The following is a 13,360-nucleotide window of genomic DNA, read 5'->3' as shown; positions in this document are numbered from 1 at the left end:
CGAAAATGCATCGCTGGACCTCAGGTATCGAGCGGTCCACACTCGGACCATGAACACCAATCGGTCGCTCGCCTCGACGATCTTCGGTACGAACCTCGTCGCCATGGCGACCCCGATGCACCCCGATGGTTCACTCGACCGAGCCGGCGTCGATGCCCTTCTCACGCACCTGTCGGCGAGACGATGCGATGGCGTGGTCATCGCCGGAACAACAGGCGAGGCACCGACCTTGACGGGCCACGAGACCTCGCAGCTGATCGCTTGCGCCTGCAGGCATCGCGATCACGCTCTTCGCGTGATCGCTGGAGTGGGCACCAACGACACCTCCACGGGGATGGAGATGGCTCGGTCCGCAGCAGCAGCCGGTGCCGACGCACTGCTGATCACCGCTCCCTACTATTCGCGCCCCACCCAGGCCGGCATCGCGGAACACATCGTCGCCATCGCCGAAGCAGGTGGGCTACCCGTCATGGTGTACGACGTCCCGGCGCGCACAGGTGTGGCGATCGAGGCGTCGACGCTCGTCGAGCTCTCTCACCACCCGCTCATCGGTGCTGTCAAGGATGCCAAGGGTGATCTGTACGAGGCAATGACCGTCATGTCCTCGACGGACCTCGCCTACTACTGCGGAATCGACGAACTCGCACTGCCCTACCTCGCCTCCGGTGCAACAGGTTTGGTCAGCGTCACCGGAAACGTCGTGGCAGACCGCTATGCCGAGCTGATCGCGGCAATCCGCGTCGGCGACCTGGACCGAGCGAACGCAGTACAGCGATCGCTCCTGCCGTTGACCGACGCCGTCATGCGCACGACGCAGGGGGCCATCATGGCCAAGGCCGCGCTCGCCAGGATCGGCGTCATCTCCGACGCGACCGTGCGACGCCCACTTCTCGCATCCTCGGCCGCCGACCTGAGCCGACTCGACGTGGCCCTGTCCGCCACCGGATTCGATCAGGAATCGAGAAGCGAGCAGGTTTCGGTACGACTAGCGTGACTGCTCATGGCGACGAAGAAGGTCTCGGAGGGCTCGGCACGGCATGCTGCCGACAGTCACGATTCGATTCGTGTTCAGGGGGCGCGGCAGAACAATCTCCAGGACATCGATGTGGAGCTGCCCAAGCGGCGACTGACCGTGTTCACCGGGGTCTCCGGCTCCGGAAAGAGCTCGCTGGTCTTCAGTACGATTGCGGCCGAATCGCAACGCATGATCAACGAGACCTACAGTGCCTTCGTACAAGGATTCATGCCCACGCTCGGCCGCCCGGATGTCGACGTCATGGACGGACTCACCACGGCCATCATCGTCGATCAACAGCGCATGGGCGCCAATCCTCACTCCACCGTCGGCACCGCAACCGACGCGAACGCCATGCTGCGGATTCTGTTCAGCCGAATCGGAAAGCCGTACATCGGCTCTGCACAGGCCTTTTCGTTCAATGTCGCGTCGGTGTCCGGCGCAGGCGCGTACAAGGTGGACAAGGGCGGCAGGCAGACCACAGAGAAGAAGTCCTTCACCGTGACCGGTGGCATGTGCCCACGCTGTGAGGGCAGAGGCTCCGTCAGCGACTTCGATCTCACCGCTCTCTACGACGCGAGCAAGTCGCTCAACGAGAGCGCCATCACGATCCCCGGCTACAGCATGGAGGGCTGGTACGGCCGAATATTCCGCGGCTGCGGGTATTTCGACCCGGACAAGCCCATCTCGAAGTACACCAAGAAGGAACTCGACGACCTGCTCTATCGCGAACCGACGAAGATCAAGGTCGACGGAATCAATCTGACCTACTCAGGGCTCGTGCCGCAGATTCAGAAGTCGTTCCTGTCCAAGGACGTCGACGCCATGCAGCCCCACATCCGCGCCTTCGTCGAACGCGCGATCACCTTCACCACCTGCCCGGACTGCCTCGGAACCAGGCTCAACGAAGGTGCTCGGTCGTCGAAGATCAAGGGCATCAACATCGCCGACGCATGTTCGATGCAGATCAGCGACCTGGCGAAGTGGGTGAGCGGCCTGAAGGAACCGTCGGTGGCACCACTGCTGACCACACTGGGCGAGACTCTCGACTCGTTCGTCGAGATCGGGCTCGGCTACCTGAGCCTGGATCGTCCGTCGGGAACGTTGTCCGGTGGAGAGGCTCAGCGCACCAAGATGATTCGCCACCTCGGATCCTCGTTGACCGACGTGACATACGTGTTCGACGAGCCGACCACCGGTCTGCATCCCCACGACATCGAGCGGATGAACAACCTGCTGCTTCAGTTGCGCGACAAGGGAAACACCGTACTCGTGGTCGAGCACAAGCCCGAGACGATCTCCATCGCAGACCACGTCGTCGATCTGGGTCCCGGTGCGGGAAGCGCGGGCGGGCACGTCTGTTTCGAGGGCACCGTCGACGGATTGCGGCAGAGCGACACCGTCACCGGTCGGCATTTCGACGATCGGGCATCACTGAAGGAATCGGTGCGGGAGTTCTCCGAAGTACTCGAAATCCGCGGCGCGGACTCCCACAATCTGCGCGACGTGGACGTCGACGTTCCACTCGGAGTACTGGTCGTCGTCACCGGCGTCGCAGGCTCGGGCAAGAGTTCGCTCATTCACGGATCACTTTCCGGGACAGACGATGTGGTGTCGGTCGATCAGGGGGCGATCCGTGGCTCGCGGCGAAGCAACCCCGCGACGTACACCGGGTTGCTCGAACCGATCCGCAAGGCGTTCGCCAAGGAGAACGCCGTCAAACCCGCATTGTTCAGCTCGAACTCCGAAGGCGCGTGCCCGACGTGCAACGGCGCTGGCGTCCTCTACAGCGACCTCGCGATGATGGCCGGGGTGGCCACGGTGTGCGAGGAGTGCGAGGGCAAGCGATTCCAGGCATCGGTACTCGAGTACCACTACGGCGGGCGCAACATCGACGAGGTGTTGTCGATGTCGGTCGCCGAGGCCGAGGAGTTCTTCTCCGACGGGCCGGCAAAACTGCTCCCGGCACACAGGATTCTGCAACGATTGAACGACGTCGGACTGGGCTACCTGAAGATCGGCCAGCCGTTGACCACGCTGTCGGGTGGAGAACGCCAACGCCTCAAGCTGGCGACGCACATGGCCGACAAGGGCGGGATCTACGTGCTGGACGAGCCCACCACTGGATTGCACCTCGCCGATGTCGACAAGCTCCTCGGGCTGTTGGACCGGCTGGTCGATTCGGGCAAGTCCGTGATCGTCATCGAGCATCATCAGGCCGTCATGGCCCACGCCGATTGGATCATCGATCTCGGCCCCGGTGCCGGGCACGACGGCGGACTGGTCGTGTTCGAGGGCACGCCGTCCGACCTGGTGGCGGACGGTTCGACCCTGACGGGCAAGCACTTGGCCACGTATGTCGGGAGTTGACGTGCAACCGAACACGAAAACAAGGGAGATGCCGTGACCATCCTGCCCGACCGGACCGCAACCGCACTGGTGATCGTCGACGTGCAGAACGACGTGATGGTGGGCGTGCACGAGCGAGAACGCGTGGTCGAGAACATCGTCAGGCTGGTGACGCGCGCACGGCAGACGGGTACTCCGGTGATCTGGGTGCAGCATTCCTCGGAGAAGGAGCTGGCCATCGGAACGGAAGGTTGGGAACTCCTCGAGGAGTTGCCGATGGATCCGCGCGATCCGATCGTCCACAAGAAGCACGGCGATGCCTTCGAGGACACCGGTCTCGAAGCCGAGCTCGCCGCCTCCGGTGTAGGGCATGTCGTCATCGCCGGAGCGCACACGGATTTCTGCATCAGGTCCACGCTGCACGGTGCCCTCGTCCGCGGATACGACGTGACGCTGGTGAGCGACGCACACACTGCCGAGGATCTGACCGAGTGGGGCGCGCCGCCACCTGCGCAGGTCATCGCGCACACGAATATTTACTGGGGCAACCAGACCGCTCCCGGCCGGACCGCCGAGGCCGTCGTCACCGAGAAGGTCACCTTCGACTGACCGATATCCTGGACCCTCCATGGTGACCTTGCTGCTTGCGCTTGTCGGATTTGCACTACTCGATTCACTCGACGTGCTGCTGATCGGCGTGACCGCTGCCATCGCTGTGCATTCGAGAACCACCCGCCGGTCTCCTTTCCGAGCCGGGCTGGCGTTCGTCGGCGGAGTGTTCACGGCCACGACCACGTTCGGCATCCTCACCGTTCTCGGCATCGACTTCTTCACCGATCTGTTCGACATCACCATCACTGCCACGCTCCGGTATCGCACGGAACTGGTTGTGGGGCTGGTGCTGATCGGTCTCGGTGCACTGCGCACCACCGAACGTCGCCCGCCGGCGTGGGCAGCCCGAGCCGGCTCGAGCATTCCCGTCGTTGCCCTGACCGGACTGACGATCGGTCTGGTGCAGGGCCCGACGGCAGTGCCGTATCTCGCCGGGTTGACGATGCTCTCGACCTACGATCCCCGTCCGCCGTGGTGGCCGGCCATCGTCGTCGTGTACTGCCTGATCGGGCTGCTACCGCCCATCCTCGTTCTGATACTGGCTTCGAGGAAGAGTCGCCGTTCCCGGCGGGCGTTCACCGCGACCGTGCGGGCTCTGACGCGGTACGGCCCGCCGACGGTCCGCGTCATCTTCGTCGTACTCGGTGTCGCACTCGTCGCCGACGCGCTCGTTCATGCCCGAGACCTCCTGTAGGTCGTCGCCGTAAGCTTCTGCGCATGGCACTCGATCATGGCGATCCCGGTGACGCCCCGTCCGTTCCCCCTCCCCTGGCCCCCGTCGTCGACGACCGTCGGCCGTCCGCGGCCGAGGAAGCACGCACGATCGCTGCGTCCACCAACACCGCAACTCTTGCGAGCCTGACCGCGGACGGCGATCCCTGGGCTTCGTTCGTCACGTACGGATTGCTCGACGGCGCTCCGGTTCTGTGTGTCTCGCGAATGGCCGAACATGGACGCAATCTCACCGGCGATCAACGGATGAGCCTGTCGATCGTGGCACCGCAATCGCAGACCGATCCGCTGGCGTCGGGCCGAATCACGCTGGCAGGTGTGGTCGAGCGGCCGGAGGGCGACGAGCTGGCCGCAGCACGCGCGGCGCACCTCGACGGCGTACCGGCGGCGAAGTACTACCTCGACTACAGCGACTTCACGCTCTGGGTCATGCGCGTGCATCGGGTCCGGTGGGTCGGCGGATACGGCCGGATGGATTCGGCAACTGCCGAAGCGTATTCCCAGGCCGCGCCCGATCCGGTGTCGCCGACCTCCGCGTACGCGGTCGAGCACTTGAACGCCGACCATTCGAGTTCGCTGACTGCGATGGCCCGCGAACTGGGCGGCTTTCCCGATGCGACGTCCGCGGAGTGCACGGCAGCGGACCGCTACGGACTGGATCTGAAGGTGCTCACGCCGCGCGGAATCGCGTACACCAGGGTCGGTTATGCAACTCCGATCGACTCGGCTGCCGAACTGCGAGCCGCGACCGTGGAACTGGCGAAGCGCGCAGCAGCCGGCCGATAGGTGTGCGCTGCCACCACAGACACGACGACCTTGTCGAGACGTCGCGATCGATGGCGACTACCGTTGACCTCACACCGCAATCGTTAGGGAGCAGGTAATGAGCATCCAACCGCTCGAATCGAAGCGTCACCGCGTCGTCGTCATCGGTTCCGGGTTCGGAGGTCTGTTCGGCGTCAAGGCGCTCAAGAAAGCCGACGTCGACATCACCCTCGTCGCCAAGACGACACACCACCTTTTCCAGCCTCTCCTCTATCAGGTCGCGACAGGCATTCTGTCCGTCGGCGAGATCGCTCCCACCACCCGCGTCATTCTGCGCAAGCAGAAGAACGCCGAGGTGCTGCTCGGAGACGTGCTGAACATCGATCTCGAGGCCAAGACGGTCACGTCCAAGCTCCTCGAACGCATCACCGTCACTCCGTTCGACAGCCTGATCGTCGCTGCAGGCGCACAGCAGTCCTACTTCGGCAACGACCACTTCGCCGAGTTCGCGCCCGGCATGAAGACCATCGACGATGCACTCGAACTGCGCGGACGCATCCTCGGTGCATTCGAGCAGGCCGAACTCTCCGACGATCAGGAGGAGAAGGACCGCCTCATGACCTTCGTGGTCGTCGGCGCGGGTCCCACCGGCGTCGAGCTCGCCGGGCAGATCGCCGAGCTCGCCGATCGCACCCTCGACGGAGCATTCCGCAACATCGATCCGCGTGACGCCCGCGTCATCCTGCTCGACGCCGCTCCGGCCGTGCTGCCGCCGATGGGTGAGAAGCTCGGCCGCAAGGCTGCCGAGCGGCTCGAGAAGCTCGGCGTGGAAATCCAGCTCAACGCGATGGTCACCGACGTCGACAACGACGGCCTGACCGTCAAGGAGAAGGACGGCACGACGCGTCGCATCGAGGCGCAGTGCAAGGTCTGGTCCGCAGGCGTGCAGGGCAGCCCACTCGGCAAGCAGCTCGCCGACCAGTCCGGATCCGAGACCGATCGCGCCGGACGCGTGCTGGTCGAACCGGACCTCACCGTCAAGGGTCACCCGAACGTGTTCGTGGTCGGCGACCTGATGTCGGTCAAGGACGTTCCGGGCATGGCGCAGGGTGCCATTCAGGGAGCGACCTACGCTGCCAAGCTGATCAAGGCGTCGGTCAAGGGCCAGGACGATCCCGCCCAGCGGGCCCCGTTCAAGTACTTCGACAAGGGTTCGATGGCGACGGTGTCGCGATTCAACGCCGTCGCCAAGGTCGGCAAGCTCGAGTTCGGTGGATTCATCGCCTGGCTCATGTGGCTCGCTCTGCACCTGTACTACCTCGTGGGCTACCGCAGCCGCATCACGACCGTCATCTCGTGGTTCGTGACGTTCCTCGGCAAGGGGCGCGCGCAGATGGCGTCGACCGAACAGCAGGTGTTCGCGCGATTGGCCATCGAGCAACTCAACTCCCTCGAACGTGCGGGTGCCGTCAACACGGACGCAGCCGATCAGGAGCAGGAACGCGAGAAGGCCGCAGGCTGATCAGCAGCTGACCCGCCGCTACGACTACGACGCACGGGCCGACGACATACCGTCGGCCCGTGCGTCGTTCGTTTGTCGGGGCTGTCTCAGCCGAGCGAATCGATGGGCTGTAGACGACGCCCCACCGACGTACTCAGCGAACCGCCTCCGGCCAGCGCCAGCCGGACGGAACCGTCGGCCAGATCGACCTCGGACGCCCGGGTATCGGGATACCTCAGCGTGCTGGACATCGACAGCGGTGCCGACAATGCGTCGTGCGCAACAGATCCCGCGCCCAGTTCCACTCGATGGCGCAGCAGCGGGCTGCCTCCGACGTCGCATCGCATCGCACTGCTCCACTGTCCCGACGCTTCCTCGAAGCGGCCGATCTGCGTCCGCTCTCGCAACCACAACGTCGAATCCTGTTCCAGCACAACGGTGTTGATCACCGAGTGCGAGGCGTCGGAGACGACGACCATCGGTTCCGGGTCGAAGACCAGCGACGCACCTGCACCGACCTCGAAATGCCACTTCGCCGACGAGTGACGGTGCAGCCCACCGGGCATCGCCAACGACGCCGCGACACTGCGCACCTCCAGGTGCGCGCCGGCCGCCACCGAAATTCTGACCACGATGGTGTCACCGCCGAGAGGCGTTGCCGCCGTTCCGATCAGGTGAACTGTGTCCAGTCCCGTCTGTCGGCCGGCGAGTCCACCCACCGAGGTGATGCGTGGGCTCCGGCTGCGGCTCGCCTCGATGCAGAGCTCTGTGTGCATCGACGCTCAGTGTGTGTGGGCGTGCGCGTCGGCGTCGGCGATCACCTTCAGCTGCTCCCGCACCCACTCGAGCACCATGGTCGCGGCCGGATCGTCGGTGAGGGAGATCAGCGCAGTCGGGCGCCCCTCGCGTACCTGAGCCGCGTCCCGTTCCATGACACCGAGATCGGCTCCGACGTACGGAGCGAGATCGGTCTTGTTCACGACCAGCAGGTCGGAGAACGTCACACCGGGACCGCCCTTACGCGGCACCTTGTCTCCCCCGGCAACGTCGACGACGAATATCTGTACGTCGATCAGACCTGACGAGAACGTCGCCGTCAGATTGTCGCCGCCGGATTCCACGAGAATCAGATCCAGGGGTGGGTTGTTCTCGATCAGATCGTCGATGGCGTCGAGATTGGCCGTGATGTCGTCTCGGATCGCGGTGTGTGGGCAGCCACCGGTCTGCACCGCCGTGATGCGCTCGTCGGGCAACACGGCGTGCCGACGAAGGAAGTCCGCATCCTCGGTGGTGTAGATGTCGTTGGTGAGCACGGCAAGCGAAAGTTCGTCGCGCAGTTCGCGGCACAGTGCCGCCACCAACGCCGTCTTCCCGGAACCGACCGGTCCACCGATGCCGACGCGCAGCGCGTCACCTGCCACCCGTGCGCGCTTGGGCCGATCCAAACCGTGGTCGTGGGGCTCACCGTCGATCAGGTGCGGGGGCATGTCGAACTCCTTGTCGCTAGAGAAAAAATGGATCCGTACTCAGGATACGAACAACGGCCGATCGCGGACGGCGTGGGCTTCGGCGAACATGTCCAGCAACGGATCCGACAACTCCATCAGCTCCGGTAGGCACTCGCACACCGCCGCGGTCACGTCGTCGCAGAAGTCGCCCAACCGAATGGTGCACGCCGCGACCTCGGCAGGATCGAGCGCGAGCAGACGCTGGGCGGCAATCGCCGACCCGGTCATGGTGATGTACACCTGGACGGCGGCCGTGTCGGCAACCGACAGGCCCGCCGCGAGTCCGACGTGTCCGGCGGCAACGGCCAGATGCGGCTTGCGGCCGATGGCCGCCCAATCATGATGCGGCCAGGCAGATTTGGCCAACCGAAGCAGTCCACGGCCCTGAGCACGGGAGGCAGACCTGGCAGCCGGGGACGGGGTTCGGGCGTCGGACTCGGCATCGGCCTCGTCCGTGCTCGACGACCCGTGCACCAGTGATGCGGCAATGGACGCCGTCGTGGCCCCGGAGGTTCGGATACGGCGTCGCAGAAACGCCTCGAGCGTCGCGATGTCTCGGACGAAGCCCGAGGCGATCGCTTCTTCCACTCCACCGGAGTGCACGTGGCCACCGGTGGGCAAGCGTGAATCTGCAAGCGAGAGCAGCGTCGTCACCTGTAGTCGGGCATCGGGCATCAGAAGAGGAAGTATCGCTGCGCCATCGGCAGTTCGGTTGCCGGCTGCTCCGTCCACACGTCCCCGTCGATACGCACGGTGAACGTGTCGGGATCCACCCGGATATCGGGCAGCGCATCGTTGAGTGCCATGTCGGACTTTCTGACACCGCGCACGTTCTTGACCGGAACCAACCGACGATCACAGTTCAGACGTCCGGCAAGTCCGTCCTCGATCGCCTGCGGGGCAACGAAATGCAGCGACGTCGCAGCAGCAGCCTTCGGTGACGCCCCGAACATCGGACGTGGTAGTTCGGGTTGCGGGGTCGGGATGGACGCGTTTGCATCGCCCATGGCAGCCCAGGCGATCATCCCGCCCTTGATGACCATGTGGGGACGCACCCCGAAGAAGGCCGGGTCCCACAGCACCAGGTCGGCGAGTTTGCCCGGCTCGATCGAACCGATCTCGTCGTCGAGGCCGTGTGCGACGGCCGGGCAGATGGTGTACTTCGCGACGTAGCGCATCACTCGGTTGTTGTCGGCTCCGTTGTCACCGGCCAGAAAGCCGCGACGAGACTTCATCACGTGGGCCGTCTGCCAGGTGCGCAGAACCACCTCACCTATACGGCCCATCGCCTGAGCGTCGCTGCCGATCATCGAGATCGCACCCATGTCGTGCAGCAGATCCTCGGCCGCGATGGTCGACGGCCGAATTCGACTCTCGGCGAAGGCCAGATCCTCCGGAATCGATGGACTGAGGTGGTGGCACACCATCAGCATGTCGAGATGTTCGTCCAAAGTGTTGACGGTGTGCGGACGCGTCGGGTTGGTCGAGCTGGGGAGGACGTGTGGCTGCGCCGCCACGGTGATGATGTCGGGTGCGTGCCCGCCGCCCGCCCCCTCGGTGTGATACGCGTGAATTCCGCGTCCCCTGATCGCATCGAGGGTGGTCTCGACGAATCCGGCCTCGTTGAGGGTGTCCGAGTGCAGTGCTGCCTGAACGCCTGCGTCCTCGCACACTCGCAGGCACGCGTCGATGGCGGCCGGGGTCGATCCCCAGTCCTCGTGCAGTTTGAATCCCGATGCGCCGGCGCGCAATTGCTCCCACATCGAGTCGGGATTGACCGTGTTGCCCTTGCCGAGGAGCACGATGTTCATCGGCCAGTCGTCCAGCGACTCGAGCATTCGAGACAGGTGCCATGCGCCCGGGGTGACGGTGGTGGCCTTGCTGCCTTCGGCAGGGCCGGTACCGCCGGCGATGACGGTGGTGATGCCACCACCGAGAGCCTCCTCCTTGATCTGCGGGCAGATCAAGTGGACGTGACAGTCGATACCGCCTGCCGTGACGATCTTCCCGTTGCCCGCGATGATCTCGGTGGACGGGCCGATGACGAGATCGGGATGCACCCCGGTCATCGTGTCGGGATTGCCCGCCTTGCCCAGCGCCACGATGCGTCCGTCGCGAATACCGAGATCGGCCTTGATGATTCCCCAGTAGTCGACGACGACAACCCCGGTGATGACCGTATCGGGAGCACCGTCGGCGCGGGTGGCTCGGGACTGACCCATCGATTCACGGATGACCTTGCCGCCGCCGAAGACGGCCTCCTCACCGGCGTTGCCGGGTCCGCCGCTGCGGTCCTCGGTGACCTCGATCAGAAGATCGGTGTCTGCCAAGCGAATTCGATCACCCGTGGTGGGGCCGAACAACTGGGCGTATCGACTGCGACTCATACGCGCCATCAGCTGTCCAACTTTCCGGGAGGTGTCATGCTCAATCCGTGTACCTCGCGCGTGCCGCCGAGGGGCACGAGCCGAATCGTCTGTTCTATGCCGGGCTCGAAACGCACCGCCGTGCCCGCAGGGATGTCGAGGCGGCAGCCGTGCGCCCGTTCGCGGTCGAACTGCAGAGCTGCGTTCGACTGCGGGAAATGCACGTGGCTGCCCACCTGTACCGGTCGATCTCCCGCGTTGACGACGGCCATGAAGATCACCTCGGCGCCGTCGTTGATCTCGATGTCGCCTGCGACGGTGATGATCTCGCCCGGAATCAGGTGGCCGTCACCGCGCTTGGGTGAGATCGGCTCGTGCACCGTGATCAGCTTCGTACCGTCGGGGAAGGTCGCCTCGACCATGACCTCGGGGAGCAACTCGGGCACCCCGTCGAGCACGTCGTCGGCACCGAGAATCTCGCGACCCGAGGACATCAGGTCTGCGACCGAACGGCCATCACGGGCACCCTCGAGGAGATGATCGGTGATGACCGCGATCGCCTCGGGGTGATTGAGTTTGAGGCCGCGTGCCTGGCGACGCCGAGCGAGCTCGGCCGCGTAGCTGACGAGCAGTCGATCCTGCTCGTGCGGAGACAACCGCATTGGAGTTCTCCGTCCCGATCGGTGATGGTGCCCGGCAATTCTGACACGCCTACGACCCGCCGGCAGCGGAGCGCGCCGACGCATCTCATCCGAGCGGCACGGTCACCGATCGATCGAGCAGTCCCCGCAGCACGTTTCGGTCGATGCCGGCAGCCACGTTCTGCAACTCGGCGATGCCGAACGCGCCCGAATCCAGGCCCCGCACCAGAACGCCTGCCAACGCCTGCGCTGTCGCCGGCTCGTCCATCACCTCACCACCCTGGCGGTCGAGGTAGCTGCCCAGCCGAGCAGCAGCGACCGGCATGGCCTGACGGAAGAAGCCGAATGTCGCCGACCACCGCGTCACCAGGTGGCCGGGATGCATGTCCCAACCCTGATAGAAGCCGCGCTCGAGGGATCTGGTCACCAGCTCGAAATGTCGACGCGCCGATGCTGCCACCTGCGCGGAATCGCCCGTCGGCACCACCTGAGTCGAACCGTCGCACACCCATACCCCGGTTTGCGCCGCCGCCGCCAGCATGACGTTCTTCGCATGGTCCGCCACCGGATGGGCCAGTGACTGCTGCGCAGAGGTGATTCCGCAGGCGGCGCTGTAGTCGTAGGTCCCGTAGTGCAGGGCGGTACAGCGGCCGTCCGCCCTGGTGATCGCCTTCGCGAGGGTTGCCGTTCCGTCGGCCCCGATCACCGCCTGTGGGCTCTCGATCTGCAGCTCGAATCGAAGGGCGCGCTCGGGCAGGCCGTGCGCACGCTCGAGTTCCTCGCACAGGGCGACCACGGCGGCTACCTGCGAGGCGGCACGGAGCTTGGGTACGGTGAACACGAAGCCGTCGGGCACTCCCCCGGCGCCGTCCAGGACCAGCTCGAGGGTCCGAATCCCACGCCGACGCTCATGTGCGGCAAGCCCTTTGGCACGGATCCCGAGCCACGTCGGACCGGCCGGATCTTCGGCCAAAGTGGACAGAGCTGCCCCGACTGCGGTCGCGTGGCGGTCCTCGACGGCGTCGGATCGCCATCCGTAACCGTCCTCGAAATCGAATCTGAGGTCCTGGATGGGCGCACTTCCGAGTCGGTCGCGTACGAGAGGTAAGGCGTTCTGGGTGTCGAGTCCGGCGAACGCCTCGGGGTGGGCGTCCAGGATTGCCAGAGCGGCACCACCCCATTCGGCGGGCACAGCCGCCGACGCATCCGAGGCCGATACGTAGACGGTGTGAGAGGGCTGGCCACCGACTCGGTCACCCGGATAATGCTGCGCGAGTTCGTCGTCGATGGGACCGAACAGTGATTCGAGGCGATCGAAGGCGTCGGCAGTCAGTGAAGTTGCGCCCGGCCGGATGGAAGAGTCGGCGCTGTCGCTGTGTCCCGTCATGGGCATCACTGTCCCAGATGCGCCGTGTTTTCGATATTCGCCAGCCGGACCTTGCCTTGAGCAACCAGGCGTCCACTCTCGTCCGTCATGTCGACCTGCCAGAGCTGCTGGGTGCGGCCCCGATGAATCGGATGTCCGTGCGCGGCCAGGGTTCCCGATCGAGTCGCGCGCAGGAAGTCGGTGTTGTTGTTGGTTCCGACCACGTGCCCCCGGGAGCCGAACCAGGCCGATCCGCCGATACTCGCCACCGACTCGACCACCGAGCACAAAACCCCACCGTGCATGATTCCGGCCGGCTGATGGAGCTGCGGAGTGACGGTCCATTCCGCGCGCACCTCATCGCCGGACACCTCGAGGTACCGCAGGCCCACGACCCCGTCGAATCCCCGTGCACACAATTCGGTGAGCTGTTCCGGCGTCATGGTGTCGAAGGAGGTCGCCCCCGTGGTGCCGTTCGAGTCCGTCATTGCTGTGCCTTCCGGTT

13 protein-coding genes are annotated in these 13,360 nt (G+C 65.0%); 6 read left to right on the top strand and 7 right to left on the bottom strand.

What is annotated here, in order from left to right; all coding sequences use genetic code 11:
* Nucleotides 1-49 precede the first annotated feature (49 nt).
* From dapA to CH291_RS21710, 6 genes are all read left to right on the top strand, one after another.
* Complete coding sequence (gene dapA / locus CH291_RS21735) at nucleotides 50-994, top strand: 4-hydroxy-tetrahydrodipicolinate synthase (protein WP_094641758.1); 945 nt, start codon at nucleotides 50-52, stop codon at nucleotides 992-994.
* 6 nt (nucleotides 995-1,000) lie between these two features.
* Nucleotides 1,001-3,385, top strand: coding sequence for an ATP-binding cassette domain-containing protein (locus tag CH291_RS21730; protein WP_094641757.1), 2,385 nt, complete (start codon nucleotides 1,001-1,003; stop codon nucleotides 3,383-3,385).
* A gap of 33 nt (nucleotides 3,386-3,418) precedes the next feature.
* On the top strand, nucleotides 3,419-3,973 hold the full coding sequence (locus CH291_RS21725) for an isochorismatase family protein (protein WP_094688624.1): 555 nt from the start codon (nucleotides 3,419-3,421) through the stop codon (nucleotides 3,971-3,973).
* Nucleotides 3,974-3,992: 19 nt separating this feature from the next.
* Nucleotides 3,993-4,670 (top strand): GAP family protein, encoded by a 678-nt coding sequence (locus tag CH291_RS21720; protein WP_094641753.1) that lies wholly within the window; start codon nucleotides 3,993-3,995, stop codon nucleotides 4,668-4,670.
* 23 nt (nucleotides 4,671-4,693) lie between these two features.
* Nucleotides 4,694-5,494 carry a HugZ family pyridoxamine 5'-phosphate oxidase gene (locus CH291_RS21715; RefSeq protein ID WP_094688623.1) on the top strand — a complete coding sequence of 267 codons (801 nt, stop codon included), beginning with the start codon at nucleotides 4,694-4,696 and terminating at the stop codon, nucleotides 5,492-5,494.
* Nucleotides 5,495-5,591: 97 nt separating this feature from the next.
* Nucleotides 5,592-6,995 (top strand): NAD(P)/FAD-dependent oxidoreductase, encoded by a 1,404-nt coding sequence (locus tag CH291_RS21710; RefSeq protein WP_068047296.1) that lies wholly within the window; start codon nucleotides 5,592-5,594, stop codon nucleotides 6,993-6,995.
* A gap of 86 nt (nucleotides 6,996-7,081) precedes the next feature.
* On the opposite strand, the gene CH291_RS21705 is transcribed toward CH291_RS21710, so the two are convergent.
* The 7 genes from CH291_RS21705 to CH291_RS21675 form a co-directional block, all read right to left on the bottom strand.
* A complete protein-coding gene (locus tag CH291_RS21705) occupies nucleotides 7,082-7,750 on the bottom strand; it encodes an urease accessory protein UreD (protein WP_094641749.1) in 669 nt (222 codons plus the stop codon).
* Nucleotides 7,751-7,756: 6 nt separating this feature from the next.
* Entirely contained in the window at nucleotides 7,757-8,461 is a 705-nt protein-coding gene (gene ureG, locus CH291_RS21700; RefSeq protein ID WP_094641747.1) for an urease accessory protein UreG, read from the bottom strand.
* 39 nt (nucleotides 8,462-8,500) lie between these two features.
* On the bottom strand, nucleotides 8,501-9,157 hold the full coding sequence (locus tag CH291_RS21695; protein ID WP_068047353.1) for an urease accessory protein UreF: 657 nt from the start codon (nucleotides 9,155-9,157) through the stop codon (nucleotides 8,501-8,503).
* Complete coding sequence (locus CH291_RS21690) at nucleotides 9,157-10,878, bottom strand: urease subunit alpha (protein ID WP_094641743.1); 1,722 nt, start codon at nucleotides 10,876-10,878, stop codon at nucleotides 9,157-9,159. Before CH291_RS21690 ends, CH291_RS21695 begins: the two co-directional genes overlap by 1 nt.
* Complete coding sequence (locus CH291_RS21685) at nucleotides 10,878-11,510, bottom strand: urease subunit gamma (RefSeq protein WP_094641741.1); 633 nt, start codon at nucleotides 11,508-11,510, stop codon at nucleotides 10,878-10,880. The genes CH291_RS21690 and CH291_RS21685 overlap by 1 nt, the downstream gene beginning before the upstream one ends.
* An 85-nt stretch (nucleotides 11,511-11,595) precedes the next feature.
* On the bottom strand, nucleotides 11,596-12,876 hold the full coding sequence (locus tag CH291_RS21680) for a DUF6986 family protein (RefSeq protein WP_094688876.1): 1,281 nt from the start codon (nucleotides 12,874-12,876) through the stop codon (nucleotides 11,596-11,598).
* Nucleotides 12,877-12,881: 5 nt separating this feature from the next.
* Nucleotides 12,882-13,298, bottom strand: coding sequence for a PaaI family thioesterase (locus tag CH291_RS21675; protein ID WP_255183164.1), 417 nt, complete (start codon nucleotides 13,296-13,298; stop codon nucleotides 12,882-12,884).
* Nucleotides 13,299-13,360: the final 62 nt, after the last annotated feature.

Origin of the sequence: Rhodococcus sp. 14-1411-2a, from assembly GCF_002259485.1 — a bacterium.
In the GTDB taxonomy this organism is placed as follows: Bacteria; Actinomycetota; Actinomycetes; order Mycobacteriales; family Mycobacteriaceae; genus Rhodococcoides.
The sequence above is the reverse complement of the archived record's forward strand: the minus strand, read 5'-3'. Positions and strand labels throughout refer to the sequence as shown.

Bases quoted from the DNA above. Each gene is read 5' to 3' on its own strand.
- ureG (WP_094641747.1), bottom strand. From the start codon at position 8,461: ATGCCCCCGCACCTGATCGACGGTGAGCCCCACGACCACGGTTTGGAT.
- CH291_RS21680 (WP_094688876.1), bottom strand. From the start codon at position 12,876: ATGACGGGACACAGCGACAGCGCCGACTCTTCCATCCGGCCGGGCGCA.
- CH291_RS21690 (WP_094641743.1), bottom strand. From the start codon at position 10,878: ATGGCGCGTATGAGTCGCAGTCGATACGCCCAGTTGTTCGGCCCCACC.
- CH291_RS21695 (WP_068047353.1), bottom strand. From the start codon at position 9,157: ATGCCCGATGCCCGACTACAGGTGACGACGCTGCTCTCGCTTGCAGAT.
- CH291_RS21710 (WP_068047296.1), top strand. From the start codon at position 5,592: ATGAGCATCCAACCGCTCGAATCGAAGCGTCACCGCGTCGTCGTCATC.
- CH291_RS21720 (WP_094641753.1), top strand. From the start codon at position 3,993: ATGGTGACCTTGCTGCTTGCGCTTGTCGGATTTGCACTACTCGATTCA.
- dapA (WP_094641758.1), top strand. From the start codon at position 50: ATGAACACCAATCGGTCGCTCGCCTCGACGATCTTCGGTACGAACCTC.
- CH291_RS21715 (WP_094688623.1), top strand. From the start codon at position 4,694: ATGGCACTCGATCATGGCGATCCCGGTGACGCCCCGTCCGTTCCCCCT.
- CH291_RS21730 (WP_094641757.1), top strand. From the start codon at position 1,001: ATGGCGACGAAGAAGGTCTCGGAGGGCTCGGCACGGCATGCTGCCGAC.
- CH291_RS21705 (WP_094641749.1), bottom strand. From the start codon at position 7,750: ATGCACACAGAGCTCTGCATCGAGGCGAGCCGCAGCCGGAGCCCACGC.
- CH291_RS21685 (WP_094641741.1), bottom strand. From the start codon at position 11,510: ATGCGGTTGTCTCCGCACGAGCAGGATCGACTGCTCGTCAGCTACGCG.
- CH291_RS21675 (WP_255183164.1), bottom strand. From the start codon at position 13,298: ATGACGCCGGAACAGCTCACCGAATTGTGTGCACGGGGATTCGACGGG.